We start from the raw sequence: 26,276 nt of genomic DNA, 5'->3' as shown, positions 1-26,276 counted from the left end.
AAAGCCTGCGGCATAGCTACGCTTAGGGCGCAGCCTCTCGTAGAGAAGTATTGCGAATTGGTTTAACCATTCTCTGTAAATCCTGGATACAAAGTCATACCACCATCTACAAACAGTGTTGTGCCGTTGACATAATCAGAGTCATCAGAAGCCAACCAAACTGCTGCTTTAGCGATATCTTCTACATCTCCCACACGTTTTGCTGGAATTAGTTTTAGTAACTTTGTTTCTGCTTCTGGAGTATCCCAAGCTGATTTGTTAATTGGAGTTTTAATAGCACCAGGAGCAATACTATTAATACGAATTTTGTGAGGAGCAAGTTCTTGGGCAATACTTTTCATCATCATATTAATGCCGCCCTTGCTAGTAGCATAATTAACGTGACCTGCCCAAGGAATTACCTCATGCACAGAACTTATACAAATAATCTTACCTGCGGCAGATGAAATGTCAGGCTTCACACCTCGACGTAAGAATTCCTTTGCCGCTTCCCTAGCACATAAGAATTGCCCCGTTAGATTTATCCCAATCACTGCATTCCATTGATCGAGGGTCATATCTATAAATGCTGAGTCTTTTTGAATGCCCGCATTACTTACTAAAATATCAATAGTGCCAAATTGTTTAAGCGTCTGGCTGAACATTGCCTTTACTTCGTCTTCTTTGCTGACATTGGCTTGAATAGCGAATGCTTCTCTATTAGCAGCCTTGATATCATCAACAATTTTTTGGGCTTCATCAGCTTCGGAATGGTAATTGATCGCTACTGCTGCACCTGATGCAGCCAAATAGCGAGCGATCGCTTCACCAATCCCAGAACTACCACCTGTCACAAGTGCTTTTTGACCTTTAAGCATATAAGGGAAATAACTCATAATGTTTTTTCAGAATTTTTGCTATAGGTTTTCACTTGCAAAGTTTGAGGATAGATGATGTGTATTTAATTTTTTAGAGCTATTTTTTTGATTCTGGCATCACTCTAGAGGTTTACAAGAATAAAAGCTTCTAGCCATTGGAATAATAAATATCTCTATCAAAAGAACTAGAATAATTTCATATCAATTTCATTATTGGATGAGATCTTTAAAGGATGAAGTCAGTTGAATGTCTTTCTTAAGCTGGAGATAAATTTTATAATGTTTTTTTATTATTGATTTGTGCAAGAATAATATTTCTTGGATTTTTGCGAAGTCATATACAAACAATAAGCCCTTTTTCCTATTACGTATTTACTAATATATTCCCAGGGTTGAGTTGCGTTGAAGAAGAATTCAGAATTCAGAAGTCAGAATAAATCAGTCGGGGATTCAGACCCGCGACTGATTGTTCGCCTTTGGCGTCTCCCCTTGGGAGAAGACCACCAAATTTTCAATTTGGTGGGGGTCTTAAACCCGATTATTCATCCGCTTTTTCGGTCAAAATTCATTCTGAATTCTGACTCCTGACTCCTGAATTCTGTTCGATAAAATTATTATAAATATTCGTAGACAAGAAGAAAAGTAAATAAGTAGTGGGGGCTAGAAAAAAGCTTTTATCTAGACTTAATCTCCTTTAATAGAACATTAATTATAAGTACTGAGGCTATTGAATATGTCTTGTCAAACCGATATACAGGTGCAAAGAGTTAGGGCTATTGGATTAACAGTGACAAACTGCGATAGCTCCTTAGATTTCTACATACAAGCACTTTTCTTTGAACTAGTTTCTGATATCACTGTTGAAGGACAGGATTACAGCGACTTAGAAGGCGTAGCTGGAGCAAAAATTCGCATTGTTACTTTGCGACTTGGAGATGAATTTATTGAGTTGATGGAGTATCTAAACATTCAGGGTAAACCCATTCCTAGCGATTCACAAAGTAATGACCTGTGGTTTCAACATTTCGCAATTGTAGTCAGTGATATGGATCGCGCTTATGCTCACTTGCGTTCATTTCCTATTGAACCAATTTCCATTGCTCCCCAGACAATACTACCTGGTAATGAAACATCTGGTGGTGTCCGCGCCTTCAAATTTAAAGACCCTGATGGTCATGATTTAGAGTTAATTTGGTTTCCGCCTGATAAAGGACAAGATAAATGGCATCAGAAAAACCATCGCTTGTTTTTGGGAATTGATCATAGTGCGATGTCTACGACGGACTACGCCTACGCTATTTCTAATACCGAGCAGAGTCTACACTTTTACCGCGACCTCTTGGGAATGCAAATTGATAGCCGCAGTCTTAACTGGCGTGCAACCCAATCTCGCTTGGATCATTTACCAGGAGCCGAAGTCAAAATTACAGCACTGCGACCTGTTGAAGATGGTGTGGGAATTGAACTGTTAGACTATATTGTGCCTGGAAAAGGCCGCCCAATGCCGAGTGACTGGAAAAGTTGCGATATTGCACATATCCAAATTGAGCTAGTTGTAAATAATCTTGAGCAGTTAGTGGATAAGCTACGGCGTAACGGAGTTCAGTTTGTATCGTCGCGGATTGTACAGTTTAGTGATCGCTCATTTCCTTACAGACAGGGTTGTTTAGTTAAAGATCCTGATGGACACGCAATATTGCTAATAGCAGAATAAAGGCAAAATTCACGATCCAGTTTTTATGATTGATGATTCAACGTCCAAAAATTAAAGCATCTAGCGAATATGAACCAGGGCCTAAAACCGCGATCGCAATCAACATAACGCAATACATAAAAGCCTTTTCCCAACTCGGCGGTTCGCCTTGTCCTAAAGCACCCTGATACTGTTCTTCAGGAATTAAGTATGGATCTTGAGCTATAAAAGGCTTACTTCCAGAGATGTGCAAATATATCGCAAAAATCATTGAGCAGAGAATGGGCAAAGTTGCTAAGAGTGTCAGGAATCCAATAATCAGAAAAATTCCGCCGCCTAACATTGATGCAGCTGATAAAAAGCACAGAAAGACAGGCGTTTTTAGAGACTCAGCCCATTCTTGAAGATGGGTTATTTTGGGATAACCGTGTAGTATAAACAACCAGCCAAGGCTAACTCTGAGAAATAAAAGCACTAATCCAGGAAATCCGTCAGCATACACAGGAGAAAGCGAACTTAACAACTGTGGACTTAGCTGTGGGAAATTAAATGCAGCGAGGAAAAAAGCGAGCGCTACACCCAGCCCAAATTGATAAATCATAATTGTACACCACGGGTATTAAAGTAATTCGTAATGGGCTACGCCCCGCTACGCTAACGTAGTTCGTAATTCGTAATTAAGGTCGATAACATATAAAGAATGACCGGCTGTGATGAATAGGCGATCACTTTCCTTACCGCCGAAAGTCAGATTAGCAGATGTCTCCGGTACAAAAATCTTTCCTAAGCGAGTTCCGTCGGGGGCATATATCTGCACGCTATCTTCAGAACTCGTAAAAACATTACCATTTTCGTCAACCCGCAGTCCATCGGGTTGTCCTGGATCGATGACTGCAAACACGCGGCCATTTTTTAGATAGCGATGTCTACGACGGGCTACGCCTACGTCTACAACCTCATAGACGCGAATATGATGAGGGCCCCCAGGAATATTAAAGGCAGCTGTATCTGAAACATATAAAAGGCTTTCGTCTGGACTGAAAGCCAACCCATTCGGGCGCACCATGTCTGTTACTACAGGATAAATCTCACCAGTTACCGGGTCAAAGCGATAGACGTAACTTCCGGGTTGTTCTTGTTCGCCCCCGTAACCTTGGTTTGGTTCGGTAATCCCATAAGGCGGATCGGTGAACCAAATTGTGCCGTCACTTTTGACTACCAAATCATTTGGACTATTCAGGCGTTTACCTTGGTAGCAACCGACTAAAACCTTCCATTCACCATCATGTTCGCGTCGGATAATAGCACGCAGACCGGAGGAACACGCAACTAGACGACCTTCTAAATCGCGGTAATTGCCGCTTTGATAATCAGATGGCGATCGCAAGACACTTACACCATCGGTAGAACTCCAGCGTAACAGGCAGTTGCCGTGAGCATCACTCCACACCACGCTATCATCTTCGTGGAAGTAAACAGGCCCCTCGCTATGAACGGCACCATTGGCTAGCTGCTGGAGTGAAGCACCGGGGCATACAATAGCAAGGAGGCGCTCGTCATCAATCTCAATGGCTTCAGCCATAGGAATCTCCTGTTATTTAACTTGGTTACTCGCGATAAATGGCAGGTTCAAGTTAATACAAATTTAGTTTTTATAAATATCAAATATGTATGATTTACATCATATATAAACATAAATGAAATTGGAATGAAATCTTAGCCTTTCTTTAGGCATAAATGAAAATTGTGCCATTGGATAGAGTCTAAAATTTTAGATTGGTGTTGTTAAAGGTTACTCATAGCAGTTATAGAGTTTCTTCTCTTGTTGGCGTTCTGAATGGTTCAATAATTTCCATAACTCAAATAGGATTGCTGTATGCCTAAAGGCTGAACTTATCATTTTAGGGATATACCATTGATGAGTTGAAAAAATCAAAGTTTGTGACATAAAGTAAAGCGTGCAAGCAAAAACTATCTGAATATTTCTCAATTAATCAGCTTTGCATAAATTGTTCTTAATTAAGAAATAGAGAAGCTAGAGCTTATGGATCTTGGTATTAAAGGGAAAATCGCTGTAATTACTGGAGGTGATTCCGGCATTGGTAAAGCGACAGCGAAGCTACTCGCCCATGAAGGTGTAAAGGTTACTATTCTCGATAAAACTTCCGAAAATCTTGAACTTGCGGCCCAAGAGTTAAGAAAGTTTGGAGAAATATTTACAGTTCAAGCGGATCTCACTAAACCTGAAGAAGTCGAATTTGCTAAAGAGCAAATTCTGAAGCGCTTCGGAACCGTTGACATTCTTGTTCATGCAGCAGGAATTACAGGTGCTACGGGAGATTTCCTCGAACTGAGTGATGAGGAGTGGTACAAAACAATTGAGGTTGACTTGATGGCGGTGGTACGCACCTGTCGCGCTTTTATTGGGGCGATGCGTAAAAGTGGTTGGGGCAGAGTTGTTCTCATCAGTTCGGAAGATGCACTACAGCCTTACCCAGAAGAAATACCTTACTCTGCTTGCAAAGCAGCAGTGCTGAATCTTGCAAAAAATTTATCTAAAGCTTATGCAAAAGATGGCGTGCTGGTAAATGCAGTTTCTCCCGCCTATATCGCCACACCAATGACTGACGCAATGATGGAAAAGCGATCAAAAGAGCTAGGTGTTAGCTTTGATGAGGCAATTGACAGTTTCCTTGATGAAGATCGCCCTCACATTGAACTTAAACGACGTGGCAAACCCGAAGAAGTCGCAGCTGTAATTGCCTTTCTTTGTTCTGAGCAATCAAGCTTTGTAGTTGGTTCCAACTATCGAGTAGATGGTGGCTCAGTTGCAACTTTGTAAGCAAAGCAAATTAAAAAAAACTAGTAGTCCATCAATGGATGAATAAGTTCGTAGTAAGGACTAAACTCCTTGGCTTGTAAAGTTACTGCATAACATCAAGCGGTTTAACTTTTGCAAGTCGATGCATCAAAGGTGCAAGTCTATGTAACAAAAGTACACCATAGGATAAAAAGTTTTCCCAGGATTATTGACAACTTCCGTGGATCTAGAGCATCGATTCTTTCTTTCTTCTCTACTAGACGCTTTGCGAACGTGTACTTTGCGTACTTTGCGGTTCGTTCCTCAAATCTCTCAGAATTAACGCGATACTAGTACACAAAAGTCAAAATATGACGAACATCACAGAACACTACGACATCATCATTATCGGTACAGGAGCCGGTGGAGGTACATTAGCTCACCGCCTTGCACCCACAGGTAAAAAAATTCTCGTACTGGAAAGAGGCGACTTTTTACCGAGAGAGAAAGCTAACTGGAATCCAGAGGAAGTCTATCAAAAACATCGTTACCATACTAATGAGCAATGGTATAACAAGGAAGGCAAAGCCTTTAATCCTCAGACAGGCTACTGGGTTGGTGGCAATACCAAACTCTACGGTGCAGCCCTAATTCGATTCCGAGAGCGAGATTTTGAAAGGGTAATTCATAAAGGAGGAATTTCTCCAGAATGGCCTTTGAAGTATCAAGACCTTGAGCCATACTACACACAAGCAGAAAAGCTATATGACGTGCATGGTCAGCAAGGAGAAGACCCCACCGAACCACCTCGCAGCGAACCATATCCCTATCCGCCAGTCAGCCATGAGCCAGATATGCAGTCTCTTGCTGATGGCATTCGGGAACTGGGTTACTACCCATTTCACCTACCACTAGGATTAAAGCTGAATGAAAGCGATCGCCTAAATAGCCCCTGCATTCGCTGCGATACTTTTGATGGATACCCCTGTCTGGTACAGGCAAAAGCCGATGCTGAAGTCAACGCCATTCGTCCGACTCATGAAAAGTATACCAATGTTACTCTTTTAACTAATGCCAAAGTCTTGCGGCTGCATACCAGTGAGTCGGGGCGAGAAGTAACGAAGGTAGAAACTGAAATTAGAGGAGAGCAACATTGGTTCACAAGCAATATTGTGGTTGTTGCCTGTGGTTCTGTCAACTCAGCCGCTTTGCTATTGCGCTCTACTAATGACAAACATTCCAACGGATTAGCCAATAGTTCCGATCAGGTGGGCCGGAATTTCATGAAACAACTGGAAACAGCCATAGTTTCCATACATCTAGAGGTGAATCACGCCAACTTTCAAAAAACCATCGCCGTCAATGATTTTTACTGGGGAGAGCCGGATTTCCCTTATCCGATGGGCATGGTACAGAATACAGGTAATGTCCTAGCTGATATGATTCCCGCAGAAGCGCCCCCACTGATGGCTCCATTTGTGAAGCTGATTCCTCATTTTGAGCGCCATTTGCTGGCCGAGCGATCGGTTGGCTGGTGGTTGCAGACAGAAGATTTACCAGATCCAAATAATCGGATTCGGGTGGTGGGCGACAAGATTCATGTTGACTATACATTGAATAATACCGAAGCAAGCGATCGCTTAATTCACCGATGGACATCTGTACTCAAGTCAATCCCGCACTCTGCTAAAAGCGTCCTACCATTTAGCCTTTATCCACGCACTCAGCTACCTGAACAAGCAGTTGCTCATCAATGTGGTAGTTGTCGATTTGGCACAGATCCCAAAACCTCAGTTCTTGACATCAATTGCCGTACTCATGATGTCGATAATCTCTATGTGGTAGATAGTAGTTTCTTTCCGTCAAATTCCGGTGCTAACCCAACACTCACAATTATGGCAAATGCTTTGCGCGTAGGCGCTCATCTAGCTGAACGTTTGAAGTAGAAAGTTTATTATTTCTAGGATGGACAAATTTATGAACGATCAACAGACTAATTTAGAAACGCAAAATCAAAACTCAAGAGAAACATCATCCTCTAATACTCATCTTATTACGACGGGATTGGGAGTTGTAGGAGGTGGGATTGCTGGAGCCGCACTAGGTCGATCGATTGGTGGTAAAGTTGGTGCTGCGATTGGTGGAGTTGCGGGTGCGATCGCACTTGGAGTTGCAGCCAATGAACTGGTTGTTTATGCAGAAGAATTTATTGAAGAACTTCAGCCGACTATTAGTTTGGGATTAGGCGCTGATCGCAAACCAACTGAATTACCTCTTCATTACAGTTGGGAAGAATTACAAGCACTATCAAAACCCCAAAGTGAAAAAATGCAAGCTACATAAACAAAAAATTTAATTATGAATTACGTAAAGCCTCCGGCATAGCTACGCTTAGAGCGTAATGGGGCGTAGCTCATTACGAATTAATCCAAAATAATCATGCCAATAAAGGCAACTCACAGCCATAATTGAGTCATATTTTTACCAACAAAATATTTCTTGTGAAAACTATCAATAACATAGTTGTCACATTGTTTATAAAATAGCTATAACGTTTTAGTTCGGTGCATGAAGAATGTCACTTAAAGGAAAAGATGGCCGGAATTAAAGGATAATGTGGCCGCCCTAAAAAGCTGGAATGCTTATTTTTCTGTGACTTAAAGTAAAAGTTTGCCGCAATGGCAACCTTATCCCGGATTTCTCACAAGCAAAAAATCTGGGCTTATGTACAGCTTGTCACCTCAGTTTGATATGCGATGGAGGGGAAATGTATCATCAGAAGAACTGTCTCTATTTTAAGCGGGCATTTAAGAAATTTTCATTGCCAAAATCTTTCTCCTCCCCTGCTTCTGAAATGGGCGTCACTGATAACCGATTTACTGATCCGAGAACCATTAGTTCTTCAAAGCTAAACTCCTATCGAAGCATTGACAACAAGATGACCTGAGAAAAAGTTTCCACAAATTCCATCACAACTGTTTGCCATTCACTTATGAGCCAGTATATTTACAGTAGTCTCACAGATGATGAAAAACTTAATTTTTCTAAGGAAGCAGAGGTTTTCGTTTTTCCCACTTCTTTCGCCCAGCAGCGATTGTGGTTTCTCGACCAGTTAGCACCGGGGAATCCATTTTACAACGTGTCAACAGCACTTCACCTGACAGGTTCCCTCAACTTCACCGCCTTAAAGCAGACATTCAACGAAATTGTACGTCGCCACGAAACGTTACGTACTAGGTTTGTTATGGTAGAGCAGCAACCAATACAGGCGATCGCACCTAGCTTAACCATACCTCTTCCCTTAATAGACCTACGCAATTTAGACAGCCCAGAACGCGACACACAAGTGCAGCAAATCGTAACCCAAGAGGCTCAACATCCTTTCAATCTCACCACTGGGCCATTACTGCGAGTAAAGCTACTGCAACTGGATGAAGCAGAATATCTCCTGCTGCTAAATCTACATCACATAGTTGCCGATGGCTGGTCAATTGGAGTGCTAATTAAAGAATTGGGGGTATTATACAAAGCCTTGGCAGGGGATAAGCGATGTCTGACGACTAGCCACTCCGTATCTACGCTTCTACCAGAACTACCCATTCAATATGCAGATTTCGCTCAATGGCAACGGGAGTGGCTACAAGGAGTGGCAGCAAACGGCACCTCGCCCCTACAAAGCCAGTTAGTTTATTGGCAAAAGCAATTAAACGGGATTTCGGTATTGAATCTCCCCACCGACCGACTAAGACCAGCAGTTCCTAGCTACAGGGGTGCAAAACAATTTTTAGAGCTACCACACACCTTAACTCAAGCGTTAGAGGCACTGAGTTCCCAAGAAGGCGTTACCTTGTTCATGACGATGCTGGCAGCGTTTCAGACTTTGCTCTATCGCTACACGCAGCAAGAGGATATTGTAGTTGGTTCACCTATTGCTAATCGCAATCGTAGCGAACTAGAAGGATTAATTGGTTTTTTTGTCAATAGCTTAGTGCTGCGTACTGACCTATCAGGAAACCCAACTTTTCGGGAACTATTGAGTCGAGTTAAAGAGGTAGCTCTAGAAGCATACAGCCATCAAGATTTACCTTTTGAAAAACTTGTAGAAGAACTACATCCAGAGCGTAATCTGAATCAAAATCCGCTATTTCAAGTTGTTTTTGCGCTCCAAAATGCGCCGATGACAGCCTTAGAGTTACCTAATTTAACTTTAAGTCCGCTACCATTTGAAACGGAAACAACGCGCTTTGATTTGGAGTTCCACTTGTGGGAGCGAAATACTCAAAATGGGTTATGGGCAGATAGCACAGAAGGAATTAGTGGTTTTGTAATTTATAGCACTGATTTATTCGATGACGCTACTATCACTACGATGCTAGGACACTTCCAAACGTTACTGGAGGGTATAGTTGCAAATCCAGAAGACCGAATTGCACATTTACCATTTTTAAGCGAATCTGAGCTACATCAATTGTTAGTTGGATGGAACAATACCCAGGCAATTTATCCTCAAGATAAGTGTATTCATCAGTTAATTGAGAGCGTAGCAGAGCAGAATAGTGAGGCAACTGCACTAGTATTTGGCGATGAGCAACTTAGCTATAAAAAGTTAAATGTACGCAGTAATAAAGTTGCACATTATCTCAAAAAATTAGGAGTTAAAAGCGAAGTTTTAGTAGGACTTTGTGTAGAACGCTCTTTTGATATGGTAATCGGTATGTTGGGCATCTTGAAAGCAGGTGGAGCTTATGTACCTTTAGATCCAAGCTATCCATCTGAACGTTTAAACTTTATGCTTGAAGATGCTCAAGTCTCAGTTTTATTAACTCACGAGCGATGGCTTGAACGGCTGAAAAACTCTAATTCACAAATAATCTGTTTAGATAAAGATTGGGAAATTATTTCTCAAGAGATTGAAGATAATCTTACTAGTAAAGTTACAGTAGATCACCTCACTTATGTCATTTATACCTCTGGTTCAACTGGAAAACCTAAAGGGGTTAAAATTGAACATAGAGGATTGTTAAATTTAGTATTTTGGCATCAAAAAGCGTTTGCAGTTTCACGCCTTGATCGAGCAACGCAGATTTCTGGAGTTGGCTTTGATGCTTGCGGCTGGGAAATTTGGCCTTATCTTAGTACTGGGGCAAGCATTTATTTTGTGGATGATGAAACCAGGCGATCGCCTGACGATTTCCGAGATTGGCTAGTATCAAAAGCAATAACAATTTCTTTCATCCCAACACCTTTAGCAGAGAAAGTTCTATTATTAGATTTTCCTAAAAATGCAGCTTTACGAATATTGCTCACAGGTGGAGACAAACTAAATCAATATCCTTTAGCTTCTCACTCTTTTCAAGTATTTAATAATTATGGGCCAACGGAGAACACGGTTGTTACAACTTCTGGTCATATTTCTGTTAAGAATAAAGATAATTTAGCACCTGCAATTGGTCACGAGATCGCCAATACAAAACTTTATATATTAGATAAACATTTACAACCAGTACCTATTGGCGTTCCGGGAGAGTTATACATAAGCGGTGATGGGTTAGCACGAGGTTATTTAAATCATCCTGACTTAACTGCTGAATCCTTCATTTATCATTCTTTTACTAATAAGTTAAAAGCGCGGCTTTATAAAACAGGTGATTTAGTTCGCTATCGAGTAGATGGCAACATTGAATTTTTAAGTCGTCTTGACGAGCAGGTAAAAATTCGTGGCTACCGGATTGAGTTGGGAGAAATTGAAGCGGTACTGAGTCAGCATCCAGCAGTGCAGGAAACTGTAGTAATAACTAGTCAGGATGAACAAGAAAAGCGCCTAGTAGCTTATATAGTACCAAAAACTGAATACAGTAACGAACAGGAGAATTTGCAATTAATGCAATTCCAGAATGAGCAGGTTTTACAATGGCAGATGTTGTATAACGAAACTTATAATCAATCTACTGATTCAGATCCTACATTCAATTTTGTCGGCTGGAATAGTAGTTACACAAATCAGCCTATTCCAGCAGAGCAGATGCGTGAGTGGGTGGATAACCAAGTCGAGCAGATTTTGGCTTTACAACCCAAACGAGTGTTAGAAATTGGTTGTGGAACAGGCTTGATTCTATTTAGAGTTGCACCTCACTGCACTAAATATTGGGGAACAGACTTTTCCTCAGTTTCACTTAGCTGTATTCAGCAACAGCTACAAAAACAAGAAATGCCGCAGGTAACACTGTATCAGCAAATGGCTACTAACTTCGATAAAGTCGAAATAGCAGCTTTTGATGCAGTAATTCTGAACTCGGTTGTACAATATTTTCCTACTATTGATTATCTAATTAGTGTATTAGAAGGTGCTGTGCAGGCAACTGCTCCAGGTGGCTTTATCTTCATAGGGGATGTGCGTAATTTGCCACTCTTGCAAGCTTTTCATGCGTCAGTCCAACTGTATCAAGCTGAACCTTCCCTTACCTGCTTGGAGTTACAACAACGGGTACAAAGGCAAATATTTCAAGAAACAGAGTTAGTTATTGACCCAGCTTTTTTTACTGCAATCAAGCAACGCTTTCCGCAAATTAATCATGTACAAATCCAACTGATCCGGGGTAAACATCACAATGAGTTAACTGAGTTTCGTTACAATGTTATTCTTCATATTCGTGCCGAAATTGTTAGTAATGCTGGAAATTATTCAGTATTTAACTGGTCTGAAGATAATCTAACAGTCTCAGCAGTACGCCAGTTATTAATTGAGAATCAGCCAGAAATATTAAGCATTATTAATGTACCTAATGCGCGGCTGATGTCAGCAATTAAAACAGCAGAATGGCTATCAGACGTAAAAGGTTTTAAAACTGTAGGGCAAATACGTAAAGCTTTGCAAGAACTAGAAAATTTCGGAGTAGATCCAGAAGATTTCTATGCGCTGAACGTACCTTATAGCGTTGATATTACCTGGTCATATTCAAGTACTGAAGGACATTATGATGTAGCTTTTGTACGGCAAGATGAAGTAAGTAAAAGAACTATTTTTCCCTATAGTACGACTCTCTCTCGGTCTTGGCAATCTTACGCCAATAATCCCCTACAAACCAAAGCAGCACGTAAGTTAGTGCCGCAGTTGCAGAATTACGTAGCACAAAAACTGCCTGAGTACATGATCCCATCAGATTTTGTAGTATTGGAGTCTTTACCTCTAACAGCTAATGGTAAAGTCAATCGCCGCGCCTTAAGAGCATTCCATAATGGAATCAAGCCCCAATTGCCTGAAAATTACATTGCACCTCGAACTCCTGTTGAACAAGAGCTGGTGAAAATTTTTGTTGAGGTTTTGGGACTTAAGAGCGTCGGAATTTATGATAATTTCTTTGAATTAGGGGGTCATTCATTACTGGCAACTCAGCTTGTCTCTAGAGTGCGCGACGCCTTACACGTGGAGTTGCCTTTGCGTAGCGTATTTGAGGCATCGACAATTGCAGAATTATCTAAGGTGGTGGAAAGCTTTAAAGAAAGCAATGCTCAAAGTCTTGCCCCAGTTTTAGTCCCACTATCGCGTGAAAGTCGGCGGATTAAGTTATCTTCCTTAAACGAAGAGAGCGTAAAACTAAAAAAAAAGAGCAGGCACTAGATTGAATTGTTGCATTAACAATCAAGTTTATTTTTGCTGTCTCCAAACCAGCTTGTACTCCCTTTCAACAGCCGCCAGCAGCTTTGCCTGCAAGGATGACAGATAAGGTTTAGCTTGTTTCCCCAACCCCTGCAACAGCCAATCTACAGAAGAGTCACGGGTCGTCACTTGATGCAACTGCCGTAACCTCATACATAGCTGCTGCATGAATTGGCAATCTTCATCAAGCAATTCCAGTGATTTCAGGTGTTCAATCTTCACGGTATAATCGCCGTCCCATGTCTGGACTGTACAACTATATTCGCCAACATGAGTTACCACACCCCAATAACCCGCTTTACCTCTCAAGTCTGGGTTATCCTTTGGCAAAAGAATGCATATTTCACCAATATGGTAAGGATTGGGTACTTTCGTCCTTTCGCGTATCCTATCTACAACATCTTTTACTATCCGACCAGAGGGAATCTTATTCCCAGCTTGCTCTACTGCCTGCTGCCAAACATCCGCTTGCACAGCTGGTTCCAACTCGGCTTTCGCCAAAAAACGCAATTGTCGTTCGTTGGTCGGCATTGGAATTTGCCGACCATTGGTCGGCAAAAACTTTTGGAGATTCTCATAAACGACAGTAGCCGAAATCTTTAAGTACGCCGCATCACGACTATAATTGAAGCGTTCGCGGCAGTATTCTTCAAAAGTCCGGTGCGTGGAACGGTACAGCCGTCTGTCCCTCAACTCCATCAGCGCCTGACCCGCTTCTAAAAACGCACGTTCTACACGCTGTTCCAAGTGTAGGCGTAAGCTTTGTTCTTCCTCGGTCAACTCTTTTACTTCAACAGCAGTCACTGTAATCGTTGCTGAGGCTGGGTTATCCTGCCCAGAATTATTTTCCTTTGCAGAGTCGGTTGCTGGCTTTGGTTCACCAGATGCCACAGGGATAACTTTCTTGCGTCTAGATGGTGGTTTGTTCATTGGCCCACCTCTAGGCTGACAGCAGTCGAACAAATATTGAATTGTGTCATCATGGGATATAGAGTTTTTATTTATGCCCCCATCCTTTAAACAGGTTGGGGTTTTTAATTGCTTTTTATATTTTGCACCGATGAAAGAATACTTTAACGAAAATCAGCCGAATACCACAGTTAACAAGAAAGACTTCAGTTGTCAGGTGCCTGAATTCAATTCTGATTTCTGACTTGTGCCAACTGAATTCAATTTCAGCTTATTCTAGAAAATACCCTCTTCAACACATGGGTAAAACAACGGCTAATGCTTGATTATTTGACCGCGAGTATTGCATTTTGGATGACTTTGTTTGGAGTACAAGAGTCGTTGTTAGAATTTCGCCTGGGTTATCTCGGTCGCTACTGGTTTCTTGCGATTAGCGCTAGCCTACTCCTGAGCTTTTTGCTCTCTGCCCCGATTATTATCACCCTAATCATTAAATTTGCAGTAGATCCATTCACTTGGACAGGTAATGTTATTCTTTGTGCGATCGCTGCGGTAATCTTTGGTATGATTCTCAGTCTGGCGCAGTGGTTAATACTTCGTCAAACCGAGATGACACCAAGAGTCTTTGCACCGATCAATACAGTTGTTGGAATTCTCGTCTACTTCCTACTGGTGTGGCTCAATGAAGGTAGTTTGGAGTGGAGTGGTAATCCTTTTGGGGGCTGGAAAACTGTAATAATATTTTTAGCTGGTGGTGCGATTACCGGAGCAGCCACAGGTAAGGCTTTGGATTTCTATTGTGAACGAGTGGAGCAGCGATTAATTCAGCTTGAAAGAGACAGGGTAGAAAGAGAAATCAGAGATAGAGAAGAAATAGAAAGGCAAGAAATAGAAAAGTTAGAAAGGGAAGCCCTAGAAAGAAAAAGGATCTCAAGAGAAATCGCTTTGGAGTCAGAAAGAAAGTGGTATGAAGAACATGGTGATGATGATTTCGATTATGAAGATGAAGATGATGAAGACTAATATCTTGACTTCGTGTTATCAGTTATACAAAATACTACAATCTTAAAGCTTCTAATTGTTCGCTTCGACAACTATTCAATCAAAGTATATATTTAATATGGCTATCAAACACCCTTTTTTGCTTGCACTGTTAACGCTCTCCATTATCTGTGTTAGTACGAGTTATGGCTCTGCCCTACTGACAGATATTGCTCAACAAACAGACAACCAAAAGTCCCCATCAATTATTTTCTTCCTGCCCAAAGAACGTCCTCAGCCTGGAGTCGGCTGGTCAATCACCACCACTTCTGGGGAGGCAGAACTAGCCTTGGCGAAGCATTTGGTGAACATCGGTGCCAAAGAATACGTCGCTTGGTGGTGTCCTCACTGTCATGAACAAAAATTACTCTTTGGTAAAGAAGCCTACCAGATCATCAACAACAGCATCAAAGTGGAGTGCGATAAGAGAGGTATCAATCCCCACCCAGATTTGTGCAATGCGGCGAAAGTCCCAGGTGTACCAACTTGGGTTATTAATGGACATCAGTATACTGGCGTGCAAAACCTTAAGGATCTTGCGATCGCTTCTGGCTACAAGGGGGACACAAATTTCAAGTATGTTTATACACCTTGATTTTTTTAGGGTAAACTGCGATAGCTAAAGATTATACTTAGCCCTGATTAAACCAAGTGTCTTTAGCTTAACAAAAGACGGATATTCCCGATCAGACAAAACTAACTTTGGGAACAATCACTAGCTGAAATCTTAATTAAGATATCATGTTATTTGCTAGTCGTATAATCTACCGATCACAATCCTCTTGGGCAAGAATCGGGTTTTGTCGAATGACTTTAAAACTCAATTTATTGGATAAAACTCTTGCTAAATAAAGGTTGTAGGTTTTATTGAATTTGATATTTATTTATCTCACAGTTAAGTTCAATATCAAAACCGCGATATTCCCTGGAAAAAGGCTTTTCTTTTATGAGAGTTTAAATACAATAATTCACTCCCTCCCTGCAAAATAGTCAAAACCTTGATTTCTCGTTGACAGGACAGGGGAGTATAAAATGTTACTCTTATATTCTCAAAAGAATCAATTTTTAGATTGCTAAGAAATGAAGAATACATCAGTAAAGCAAATATTGTTCCCCAGCTCGGCATCAGAATCATTTGTTGTGTGGTGTTTCAACAACTACTTGGAAGCACCACACAACAAATGATTTATTCATTCATTCATGGTGAATTCTGACCGATTGTGTGACTTGAAGAAGATTTTGGACAGGTTCTCCAACAATACCATCCAAAAATGGATGTCCAACTTGTCCTTCCAAACCTTGTACATCTTGTTCAAGTCACAGATTGCGAAAAAGCGAATTGGTTTGATGACTGACGATTGTATTCTATTTTGATAAGTTCCCAATTGATGTTCGTGATTAATGACCGCTAATTTACCTAGAAAAATTCCTGTTCTGGGACTATTTGTCTTGCTTAACGGTATAGTTTCCAAACTATTGAAAGCACAGGTTCCAGTTCGCCTCCCGACAATCTGGCAAGTTATCCCTAGAGATATCCAACGGACTTTGACTACCCCGCTAACATCTGACTGTTGCTTTAGGCTTGCGTTAGTCATAACGCAAGCCTAAAGCAACCCAAAGTAGAAACACTTTCTCGCTCGTATTGAGAATTTTTTAACTTACTTAACAGCGTAATTCCGTTCCCCATCAGAAGTCTATCCACCTTACTTTTGGGGTACTCAAAGACTGCGTGGAACTTAAAGGGTTAATAATTGTGACACAAAAATATATCTTAAATACCTTTGTGGGAGTGGTATTTTTTTCCATGTTAACGACTTTCCCATCGGAGGCACAAGTGAAGCACGATCTAACTCTTCCTAATAACACAAACATAAAAGTAGAAGGGAATAAAATTACTATTGAGGGGGGCACTCAAGTAGGGAAGAATCTTTTTCATAGTTTTCAAGATTTTTCACTCTCCAAAGGTGACATAGCAGCCTTCAACAATACATTTGATATTGGCAACATTATTGTTCGTGTCACAGGTGCTTCAGCTTCTAACATTGATGGCATAATCAGTGCCAATGGTACAGCGAATCTGTTTTTCTCCAATCCGAATGGTATTAGCTTTGGACAAAATGCACAACTGAAGGTTGGCGGTTCATTTTTGGCGACTACAGCCAGTGCTTTCATGTTCCCTAATGGAGAGGAGTTTAGTGCTACTAATCCACAAGCTCCCCCGCTACTAGCAATTAATATTCCAATTGGCTTAAGATTGGGGAGTAATACTGGAGCAATTCAAGTTACTGGGAAAGGAAATCAAATTACACCTAGTTTTAGTTTTTCACCAACAAAAGTTGATAATACTAACTTAGTCGGACTAAAAGTACAACCAGGAAAAACTTTAGCCTTAGTAGGAAGCAATATTAATCTAGCAGGCAGTACAATATCCGCAGAAGGAGGAAGGATTGAATTAGGCAGTGTTGCTTCTGGTATAGTTAGCTTACAATCTACTCCTGATGGATGGGCTTTTAGCTATGAAGGAGTTTCCAAGTTTAGTGACATTCAATTATCAAAACAAGCACTAGTTGATACTAGTGGCATAGGTTCTGGAGCTATTCAAGTAAATGGTGCAAACGTCAAACTGAGTGACGCTTCATTGCTTCTAATTCAAAACAGAGGGGCAATTACTCCTGAAAATTTAGCTATAAATGCTTCGGAATCGCTAGTTTTAAAAGGAACTTCCATAGATGGTGATGCTTCTAGCGCTATTCGTTCAGAAACAGTCAGTGCAGGAAAGGGAAGTAATATTACAATTTTTACACCAAAGTTAGTGCTTCAAGATGGAGGGAGAATAGGAGCAAGTACATACAGTGATGGAAAAGGAGGCAATGTTACTATTAATGCTCCCAATTCTGTACAACTTTTGGAGAACACATCTATAAATACTTCTCGTCAAACCTTTACTGTTAGTTCTATTGCTGCAACTACCTACGCTTCTGGAGATGCTGGGAATCTTCAGATATCAACCAAAGACCTTAGAGTTACCAATGGGGGATCGGTGACTTCCACAACAATAGGAACTGGGAATGGGGGGAACGTGGCTATAAATGCAGATGTAATAGAGGTAATAGGAATAGAGCTAGCAACTAAAAGAGCTAGTGCCATATCAGCAGCATCTGCTAAAGCTGGAGAAGCTGGTAGCGTAAATATTAATACCTCGCAATTACGTTTAAGAGATGGAGGTTTAGTTAGTACCTCATCTTTCGATACTGGAGCAGTTGGTAGTTTAAATATCAATGCTTCCGAAATAGAAGTAAGTGGTATAAAAGATGATGTTCCTAGTGCTATAAGAGCATCCGTTGATTCTTTAGCTGGTCCAAACGGAGATCAACAGAGGCTTGGGACTTCTTCAATACCAAATGCTTTCCCTGGACAGGTAACAATTAATACTAAATTACTAATTGTTGATCGAGGTGGATTAGTTAGTGTTAGGAATCAAGGCACAGGAGAAGCTGGAAAACTTGAAATAAAGGCCGAATCTATTAAATTAAACGAAGGTAGGATTACAGGGACTACTAATTCAGGTGAAGGAGGTAATATTTCCATACGCTCTCAAGACTTACAACTACGTCTTGATAGTCTCATTACTACTACCGCAGGTAATAGTGGCAATGGAGGTAACATAACTATAAAAGCAGAGACAGTAGCTCTTTTAGAAGACAGCACAATTACAGCCAATGCATTTGAAGGAAGAGGCGGGAACATTACTATCGATACTCAGGGATTTTTTATCTCTCCAGATAGTAGAATTACAGCAAGTTCAAAGGACGGAGCTAATGGTGTAGTTACAATTAATACTGAACAAATTGATTTCGGGAATGCAGTGCTGACGAAAACAGCATTCAATCCTCCTGACAGTACCAAACTCTGTGCCTCCTCCTTTGAAAATGAAGATGAATTTATCAATGCTGGAAGCGGAGGAATCCCTGAAAGCCCTAGCGACCCTTTTCACAGTCTTGATGGCTGGTCAGATGAGCGAAAGCCTGATACCACCAACCCTTCAGATGCGATCGCAGCAAGCACTCAAACACAAGGAGTATCCGAGTATAAGGAAGCGCAGGGCTGGAGAAACAACACTGACGGTACAATAAGTTTTACAGATATTTCCTCAGAGGCAACTCCGAGGAGTTCTTTGTCAGCAGCACCTTGTCATTCTGAGGAAGAATCAGAAACACAAGTACAACAGTCATCTGGAGAATCAGATCAGCCCCCTCAGCAATCAACACGACAGTAAGTAAATCCCACAAAAGCCGCCGCAATAATTGCTTTTGTGGGATTTAGCAGTCAAATCCACCCAAAGCTGCTTTGAGAATAACAATCTTCATCTATGCCCAATTTCCAGTGCTTAAATCATTTGTCGAAAGCAACTATATTTCTCATCCCCTTACTGATAATTGATCCAGCACATTCACAAACAGTAGCTTCAACTCAGATCCGAACTATACAAGAACCTTGGGAAGTTCCTAGACCTTTACCTCAAAGACTTGATCCGACAATACCATACCCGAATGCACCACCTTTAAGAGAAAATGCACCCTCAAATCAGCAAATCATCAAAGTGGCAAGTTTTGTGTTTAAGGGTAATACAGTAATTAGAACCCAAGAACTAGAAACGGTAGTTGCTTCTTTTTTGGAAAGAGAAATTACATTTGATGATTTGCGCCAAGTTGGTAAGGTAATTACAAAATTTTATGTGGATAAAGGTTACATCACTTGTGGGGCTTTTTTGCCGATTGCAGAAAATCAACGAATTAATCCTCATGGGGCAGTAATTACCATTCAAGTTGTAGAAGGGCAATTCGATAAAATTGAGATCATTGGCGGCGCACGATTGCACAATTACATTCGTCAGCGATTACCAAGCGCTGTTGAAGTAGTCAATGAAAAACACCTACTAGAGGCTTTGCGACTCCTACGGCAAGATCCTTTAATCGAATCGATATCAGCACAATTAGATAATGGTTCTTCAGTAGACAGAAGTATTTTGACCATCAAAGTTAAGGAACGTCAGTCATTTACCATTGAGACTGCTCTAGACAATTCTCGTTCACCTGCTACCGGAAGTTTTCAGCGTCTTTTTGAAATAACCAATGCTAATTTGCTTGGTATAGGTGACAAGTTAAGTGTTGGCTATCGAAACACAGACGGGAGTAACACTGTAACAACCAGCTACTCTGTTCCTCTCAATCCACAGAATGGCATAATCGAGTTCGGCTACATCAACTCTTCGAGCAATATTATCGAAAATCCTTTTAACTCTTTAGATATTTTGTCTAATGCTCGTGCTTACGAGTTGAGTTTTCGACAGCCGATAGTCCGCAAAGCCACCGCCACATCAACGCAAGAATTTGCTTTAAAACTCACGGCTTCTCGTTTAGAAAGTGAGTCATCTTTGTTAAATACCCCTTACCCCTTAAATGCTGGGGCAAATTCTAATGGAATCACCCGAATTTCTGCCGTTAACTTCTCGCAAGAGTGGCTGGAACGCAGCACTAAAAGAACTTTCTCACTGCGCTCACAGTTCAGTTTCGGTATTGGTGCTTTTGGTGCTACTATCAACAATTTTGCTCCCGATGGTCGTTTTTTTGCTTGGCGGGGTCAAGCTGGGTGGCTCAAACAGTTAAGCAGCGATGCTACCTTCATCGCTAAAGCAGACCTTCAGTTGGCTGATAGACCTCTCTCCTCACTCGAACAAATTGCGTCAGGGGGTGCAGATTCAGTGCGAGGCTATCGTGAAGCCACTTTCTTAACTGACAATGCATTTTTGTTTTCAACCGAGTTACATCTAGCAGCCTGGACACAAAACAATCAGCAATTGCAGATTATTCCCTTCCTTGATTTTGCAACTGCCTGGAATAATGCACTCCAAGCACCAAACTCAGTAGGTACTTTAGCTTCTGTGGGTTTGGGTTTGCAGTACCAAGTAGGAGATCGCTTCAATGCGCGTCTTGAATGGGGTATTCCTTTAATTAACATTAACACTAATTCAGATAAGCAAACATGGCAAGAAAATGGATTTCTTTTTTTTATCAATTACCGACTGTTTTAAAGCACTTTTTATTAGGGCTATCTCTGGTATTGCTGGCAATTATGTGGCAAGGAGAAGTCAAAGCTCAAATGCCGAATGGCGCAATTCTAACTCAAACAGGACACGAACAACTACGCCTTGGAAATGCTTCTACAGCCATCAGAACTTGGTCAGCAGCTTACAAAGCTTATAGTCAAATAAACGATTCTGAAGGTATGACTGGTAGTCTGATTAACCAAAGCTTGGGATTTCAAGCCCAAGGGTTTTACAACAGTGCTTGCAATACTCTATTAATAGCTCTGAAGCTACAAGATTGGATTTGCCCTAGTTCGGCACAAGCGACTATAGATGAGTCTCCAGATAAGTTAGCTCATACCCTACAAAATCAGCCGCTTAAAAAAGTTCAAATCGTCGGACTTCGCCAGATGGGTGATGTACTAAGGCTAATGGGCAATCCTGAAGCTTCTTTTGTTGTATTACAAAAGGCTATGAAAATGGCTAATGATTTAAAACTAACACAATCAAAATTATACAATCAATTATTGCTAAGTCTAGCAGATACAGAACGCACTCTCTATTTACAAGCTAAAAACAAATATTATTTAACAGATGACTCTGGTGCTAAACAAAAGGCTTTAATCACGGCGCAATTCCAAGCTAAATCTGCCCTGTTTTTATATAAAAAGCTAGATAATAAAACACAGCATAATGTCTTGCTATCTGCCAAGCTAAATCAATTAAAATTTTTATTAGAGCTAGAAAAATGGTCAGATTTAACAGATATAGACTTCCAAAAACAAAGGCAATTAATTCAGCCATTAATCAAACAATTATTGAATCTTGATAATCAATTCGATGATTTACCAGCCATTGACTCTATCTACGCTCGTCTGAATCTGGTTGAAAGTTTAATGCAAGTCGCTCAAAACGCTAAGTTAAATGAAGTTAGTTTTTCCCAAGCGAAGAGTCCATTATTAACTGCCCTATCTATTTCTAATAAAGCATGGGAAAATGCGGAAAAATTAAACAATACACGAGCCAAATCTTATGCTTTAGGAACTATTGGTAAAATTTATGCTGACTTGGGACAAATACTGGAATCACAGAAATATTTAGAACCAGCTATGGAATTAGCCCAATCAGTAAAAGCTTGGGACATTGCTTATCAGTGGCAGTGGAGATTAGGAAGTTTATATCGGCAACTCAAACAAACTCAAAAAGCTGATGAGGCTTATGCAGCAGCTATTAGCAGCCTTGATCAGATAAGAGGTAATATTTTGGCGATGAATCCTGATATCCAGTTTAATTTTAAAGAAAAAGTTGAGCCTGTATATCACGAATATATGGAGTTTCTATTCTCCAAAGAAGCCAATTATCTCCAAGTAGTTACCATTCAAGATAAACTCAGAATAGCTGAAATAGAGAATTTTCTAAAATGCGGGAGATTAACTACACCTTCTGTTGCTAACAGCCAAGATTTCTCTAATTTACCACCACTTGTATTTTTTATTAAACTAGAAAATGAAATTCAAGTCGTTATTAATACTTCACAACGTGTTCATCAGCATAAAGTAGATTCTAAACTAGTTAGCGATTCCGTCGATAATTTTATCAAACTCATTCACAAGAAACAATTTGTTAAAACTCAAGGTTTCGCTTATCTCACCTATGCTCAGAATCTTTATGACTTGCTAATCAGTCCTATCAAACAGTATTTACCAGCTTCCGGGAATCTAGTCTTTATTTTAGATAGCTATTTTCAGAATATCCCTTTTGATATGTTACACGATGGGAAGAAGTATCTTGTAGAGTCTTACGCTATTTCAACAGCATCCAGTTTACACCAATTACAAGCTCAACTTTTAAAACCAGAGGCATTGAGAGTTTTATTTGCAGGGATTTCTGAAGCTGGCCCTATTTACCAAAATTCTTTGGTTCATGAAAATTTCCAGCCTCTACCTGAAGTCGCCCAGGAGATAAAAAATATAAAAAAAAGCATTAGTTCTGTGTCAGAAATGCTCAACGATGAATTCACTACTCACAAGTTTCGAGAAAAAGTCGAGTCCGATTCATTCCCCATAATTCATCTTAGTACCCACGCTCAGTTCAGTTCTGACCCTGATAATACTTTTCTGTTGACTTGGAAAGAACTACTTAAAGTTCAAGAATTAAAATCTTTGTTAAAAAATAAGCAATCTCCTATTGATTTACTTATTTTAAGTGCTTGTGAGACAGCTAAGGGAGATCGGCGTTCAGCTTTAGGAATTGCTGGCATCGCCGCACAAGCCGGAGCGCGGAGTACCTTAGCTACTCTCTGGTTGGTAGATGCTGAATCTACCGCCCAACTCATTGGAGAGTTTTATAAAAACTTGAAAAATGGTCTGACTAAAGCCGAGGCATTAAGACAAGCACAATTAAACCTGATATCCAGTAATACTTACTCCCACCCATACTACTGGGCGGCTTTTATTCTTGTAGGTAGTTGGCTTTGAGCAATAGCCGCAATTTTTGCTCCAGCTTGAGCCTTAGCTAATTCGTCAGGATTGTTAACTTTTTGGGCTAATGCGATCGCAGTTCCGTATGCACTAGTAGCAGCAGAAAGTGCATCTCCTTGTAGGTAGCGTTCGCCTAACAATCGATAAATAGCTGGGTCTTGAGAACCTGCTTTAGCTCGTGCAGATAACACCGCAATTGACTCATCTACCAAACCTTGCACGTTATATACTGCATCCGTATCGATAACAACCTCATCTGGGGACTGTTTGAGACTTTGAAGGCGTTTGATTGTTGTCGCTACCTGCTGCGCTCTGTCTTCTGACACTAACACCAAGAGACTCTGACTTGCAATAAACTTCTCTCCTCGCTTGGCAATTATGTTTACATCATAAACATTTCCCGCCTGCAATCCTGGCTGGTCTTTCGGGTAGGGTAATTGCGTATTTTGAACTGACAACGACCAACTTACTCCTATGCCCTCTACTTGCACTATGTAACTACTAGCTCCTGGTGTCGTAGCCCACGATAGCATCGGACGGGGATTGATACTCGTAACTCCATAAGGGGTAATTAATTTCGGCGCATCTGGATCGTCATTTGGCCCTTTAATATTGATGCAATTGTGTTCATTTTGTAGACTACAACCACTTCTTTCTCTCGCAGAAAGGGGTAAGCATTGAGCGCCAATAGTGCCAGCAGAAACTTGTAAAATACTTCCCCTTAGATAGCAAAAAACTTCAACTGTACTCCCCGGTTCTGGATTTATTTGAGCTGATTTACAAACTTTGCTCAAGCTTGCCCAATGGCGATCGCCTTTGATGATTTTGGCAATTGGCTCACATCTGCCAGATTGTAAATTTTGCGTTGTTATCGGTCGAGTTTGTCCTGATGCGCCCAAATTTGAAAATAATAATATTGACGCAATTGCTGCTACTTGAATTTGGATACACTTTTTTGTTCTATTTGCTGATTTTAGTACAGTCCGCATCACATTTATCAGATATTCTCTAATCAGGTAATTTAAGCAAAATTAAAGATTTTAGTCAATTTTATTTAAAAATTCTCTGTAATATTTCCTGCTTCCATCTTTGCACTTCTGGCAGAGATGAATTTACATTATTTTGCATTAAGCAAACCTCCCAGTATGCTTGTGCATATTTTAAATCACCTAATGCTTCTTGTGTTTGTGCTAACAAACAATAAGCGTCTACTCTTTGAGAATCTAATTTAACCGATTTTTCTAAGTATTCTTTTGCCTCTGCATAACGCTGCTGTTTTAATCTTGCCCAGCCTAAATTTTTGTACAACCCAGCTTGCCATAGAGGATAAGAAGTATGTTTTAATCCTTCAAGTGCAAGCGTTGCAGCCTCTGAATATTTTTCTTGTTTATTTTTCAACCGTGATAAATTGCTGACAGAATTCATTGCTTGGTTGTTACTGTACTGAATTGCTAATTTATACTGCTGCTCTGCTAGGTCGTATTTATCTTGTTCGTCGTAAAAATTTCCCAAATTATAATGTACTTCCCAACCTAATGGTCTTAGGCTTAAAGCTTTTTCATAGTTTTTACTTGCACACTTTAAGTCTTGTATCTGCTGACAAGCCACTGCTAAATTATTATATGTTTTCTCATCTTTAGGATTGTATTTTACTGCTAATTCATAATATTCTTTAGCTATTTTCGGCTCATCCTGTCGCGCAGCTTTGTAAAAATAGTAACTCGACAAAGCCAAATAAGTTCCTTGACAAATATTGAAAAGTATCAAGAAGAGCAATCCAGTTCCTAACCATTTAAATAGACTAGATTGAAAAGCCCGGTTTAGCTTCAACTTAAACGGTAATTCCTCCAAACGCTGTAAAATGACTTGTGTAGATGGTGGACGTTTCCCTGGAGCCGGAGACATTAATTCATCCAACAAATCAGCAAAGGGTTTTTCAATCTCTCGTGCTTTATTTCTCCAAACAAGTCTTGTTGTTTTTGGGTCTGTTGGCAGATTAATTACATGAATTCCAGTTACTAAATATGCTAATGTTCGCCCTAAAGCATAGAAATCTGATTGTGGTAACGCTTGCCCATTAATTTGTTCTAGGGGAGTAAAGCCAGGCGTTACAAGTGCTGTAATTTCATGATGACCAAGCCCCATCTCATTCCCCCCACTTCCGCTAACTTTCGTTAAATAAGTACGAGTTACTTGTCGGACTGCACCAAAATCAATTAAACCCAACTGACCATCAGGTTGGAGAATAATATTGGAAGGTTTAATATCTCTATGAAAAAAACCACTCCGGTGTACTTCATCGATAATTTTTACTAGTTGTATAAGCCAATCCAGAGCTAAAGCTTGAGAGATCCTTCCATTAGCTTTCGCCCATTGTTCTAAGTCCTGTCCCTCAAATTTCTGCATAACTAAACAATGCAGTGTCCTGTAACTTTTTTCAGGAATAACAGTCAATAAATCGTCTATAACTCTAGGAATCCCTGGATGGTCGAACAATTGAAGCGTCAGCGTTTCTCGTTCTAATAGCTCGATTTCTTTAGATTCCTGCGATTTCAAAACTTTCATCACTTTGTGGATGCCTTTATCATCCACTACTTCAAAAATTTCTGTATTGTAACGAAAGTCTAAAGGGCGTAATGGCTTAATTAACCTAAACCGCTGCTCAATCAGCAGTTCCGTTCCGCAATAAAGGCATCTTTCACTATCATCAGGGTTTTGCCTCTGTCTACACTTAGGATTTATACAATAAATCAC

General features: G+C 40.4%; 17 protein-coding genes. 10 read left to right on the top strand and 7 right to left on the bottom strand.

Features of this window, described 5'->3' with window-relative positions:
* Window positions 1-62: 62 nt before the first annotated feature.
* The gene (locus FD723_RS34790) at window positions 63-875 is read right to left on the bottom strand and encodes an SDR family oxidoreductase (protein ID WP_179069813.1); all 813 of its coding nucleotides are present in this window, start codon (window positions 873-875) and stop codon (window positions 63-65) included.
* A gap of 715 nt (window positions 876-1,590) precedes the next feature.
* Between FD723_RS34790 and FD723_RS34785 the strand changes: the two genes are divergently transcribed.
* On the top strand, window positions 1,591-2,571 hold the full coding sequence (locus tag FD723_RS34785; RefSeq protein WP_179069812.1) for a VOC family protein: 981 nt from the start codon (window positions 1,591-1,593) through the stop codon (window positions 2,569-2,571).
* 37 nt (window positions 2,572-2,608) lie between these two features.
* Here the strand turns inward: FD723_RS34785 and FD723_RS34780 are convergent, their stop codons facing one another.
* A complete protein-coding gene (locus FD723_RS34780) occupies window positions 2,609-3,151 on the bottom strand; it encodes a DoxX family protein (RefSeq protein WP_179069811.1) in 543 nt (180 codons plus the stop codon).
* Between the two features lie 48 nt (window positions 3,152-3,199).
* Complete coding sequence (locus FD723_RS34775) at window positions 3,200-4,132, bottom strand: SMP-30/gluconolactonase/LRE family protein (protein ID WP_179069810.1); 933 nt, start codon at window positions 4,130-4,132, stop codon at window positions 3,200-3,202.
* Window positions 4,133-4,594: 462 nt separating this feature from the next.
* Here FD723_RS34775 and FD723_RS34770 point away from each other — a divergent pair, with 462 nt between their 5' ends.
* From FD723_RS34770 to FD723_RS34755, 4 genes are all read left to right on the top strand, one after another.
* Window positions 4,595-5,392, top strand: coding sequence for an SDR family NAD(P)-dependent oxidoreductase (locus tag FD723_RS34770; RefSeq protein WP_179069809.1), 798 nt, complete (start codon window positions 4,595-4,597; stop codon window positions 5,390-5,392).
* Between the two features lie 329 nt (window positions 5,393-5,721).
* On the top strand, window positions 5,722-7,296 hold the full coding sequence (locus FD723_RS34765; protein ID WP_179069808.1) for a GMC oxidoreductase: 1,575 nt from the start codon (window positions 5,722-5,724) through the stop codon (window positions 7,294-7,296).
* Window positions 7,297-7,327: 31 nt separating this feature from the next.
* Window positions 7,328-7,693: a hypothetical protein gene (locus FD723_RS34760; protein ID WP_179069807.1), complete on the top strand. Its 366-nt coding sequence runs from the start codon at window positions 7,328-7,330 to the stop codon at window positions 7,691-7,693.
* 649 nt (window positions 7,694-8,342) lie between these two features.
* Window positions 8,343-12,968 (top strand): non-ribosomal peptide synthetase, encoded by a 4,626-nt coding sequence (locus FD723_RS34755; protein WP_256875332.1) that lies wholly within the window; start codon window positions 8,343-8,345, stop codon window positions 12,966-12,968.
* A 27-nt stretch (window positions 12,969-12,995) separates the two neighbouring features.
* On the opposite strand, the gene FD723_RS34750 is transcribed toward FD723_RS34755, so the two are convergent.
* Window positions 12,996-13,937, bottom strand: a complete 942-nt coding sequence (locus tag FD723_RS34750; protein WP_179069806.1) for a hypothetical protein — start codon at window positions 13,935-13,937, stop codon at window positions 12,996-12,998.
* 297 nt (window positions 13,938-14,234) lie between these two features.
* Between FD723_RS34750 and FD723_RS34745 the strand changes: the two genes are divergently transcribed.
* Both FD723_RS34745 and FD723_RS34740 read left to right on the top strand, forming a co-directional pair.
* A complete protein-coding gene (locus FD723_RS34745; protein WP_179069805.1) occupies window positions 14,235-14,939 on the top strand; it encodes a hypothetical protein in 705 nt (234 codons plus the stop codon).
* 97 nt (window positions 14,940-15,036) lie between these two features.
* Window positions 15,037-15,552, top strand: a complete 516-nt coding sequence (locus FD723_RS34740) for a hypothetical protein (RefSeq protein WP_179069804.1) — start codon at window positions 15,037-15,039, stop codon at window positions 15,550-15,552.
* 595 nt (window positions 15,553-16,147) lie between these two features.
* On the opposite strand, the gene FD723_RS34735 is transcribed toward FD723_RS34740, so the two are convergent.
* Complete coding sequence (locus tag FD723_RS34735) at window positions 16,148-16,552, bottom strand: hypothetical protein (protein WP_179069803.1); 405 nt, start codon at window positions 16,550-16,552, stop codon at window positions 16,148-16,150.
* 158 nt (window positions 16,553-16,710) lie between these two features.
* Between FD723_RS34735 and FD723_RS34730 the strand changes: the two genes are divergently transcribed.
* The 3 genes from FD723_RS34730 to FD723_RS34720 all read left to right on the top strand — a co-directional run bounded on the left by FD723_RS34730 (window position 16,711) and on the right by FD723_RS34720 (window position 23,519).
* Entirely contained in the window at window positions 16,711-19,233 is a 2,523-nt protein-coding gene (locus FD723_RS34730; protein WP_179069802.1) for a filamentous hemagglutinin N-terminal domain-containing protein, read from the top strand.
* 93 nt (window positions 19,234-19,326) lie between these two features.
* Window positions 19,327-21,048 (top strand): ShlB/FhaC/HecB family hemolysin secretion/activation protein, encoded by a 1,722-nt coding sequence (locus FD723_RS34725; protein ID WP_179069801.1) that lies wholly within the window; start codon window positions 19,327-19,329, stop codon window positions 21,046-21,048.
* Window positions 21,000-23,519 (top strand): CHAT domain-containing protein, encoded by a 2,520-nt coding sequence (locus tag FD723_RS34720; RefSeq protein WP_179069800.1) that lies wholly within the window; start codon window positions 21,000-21,002, stop codon window positions 23,517-23,519. Before FD723_RS34725 ends, FD723_RS34720 begins: the two co-directional genes overlap by 49 nt.
* Here the strand turns inward: FD723_RS34720 and FD723_RS34715 are convergent.
* Both FD723_RS34715 and FD723_RS34710 read right to left on the bottom strand, forming a co-directional pair.
* Window positions 23,480-24,511 carry a hypothetical protein gene (locus tag FD723_RS34715; RefSeq protein WP_179069799.1) on the bottom strand — a complete coding sequence of 344 codons (1,032 nt, stop codon included), beginning with the start codon at window positions 24,509-24,511 and terminating at the stop codon, window positions 23,480-23,482. The genes FD723_RS34720 and FD723_RS34715 overlap by 40 nt on opposite strands.
* A gap of 61 nt (window positions 24,512-24,572) precedes the next feature.
* A complete protein-coding gene (locus tag FD723_RS34710) occupies window positions 24,573-26,276 on the bottom strand; it encodes a serine/threonine-protein kinase (RefSeq protein WP_179069798.1) in 1,704 nt (567 codons plus the stop codon).

This window comes from Nostoc sp. C052, from assembly GCF_013393905.1.
Classification (GTDB): Bacteria; Cyanobacteriota; Cyanobacteriia; order Cyanobacteriales; family Nostocaceae; genus Nostoc.
This window is presented reverse-complemented; position numbering and strand designations above follow the sequence as displayed.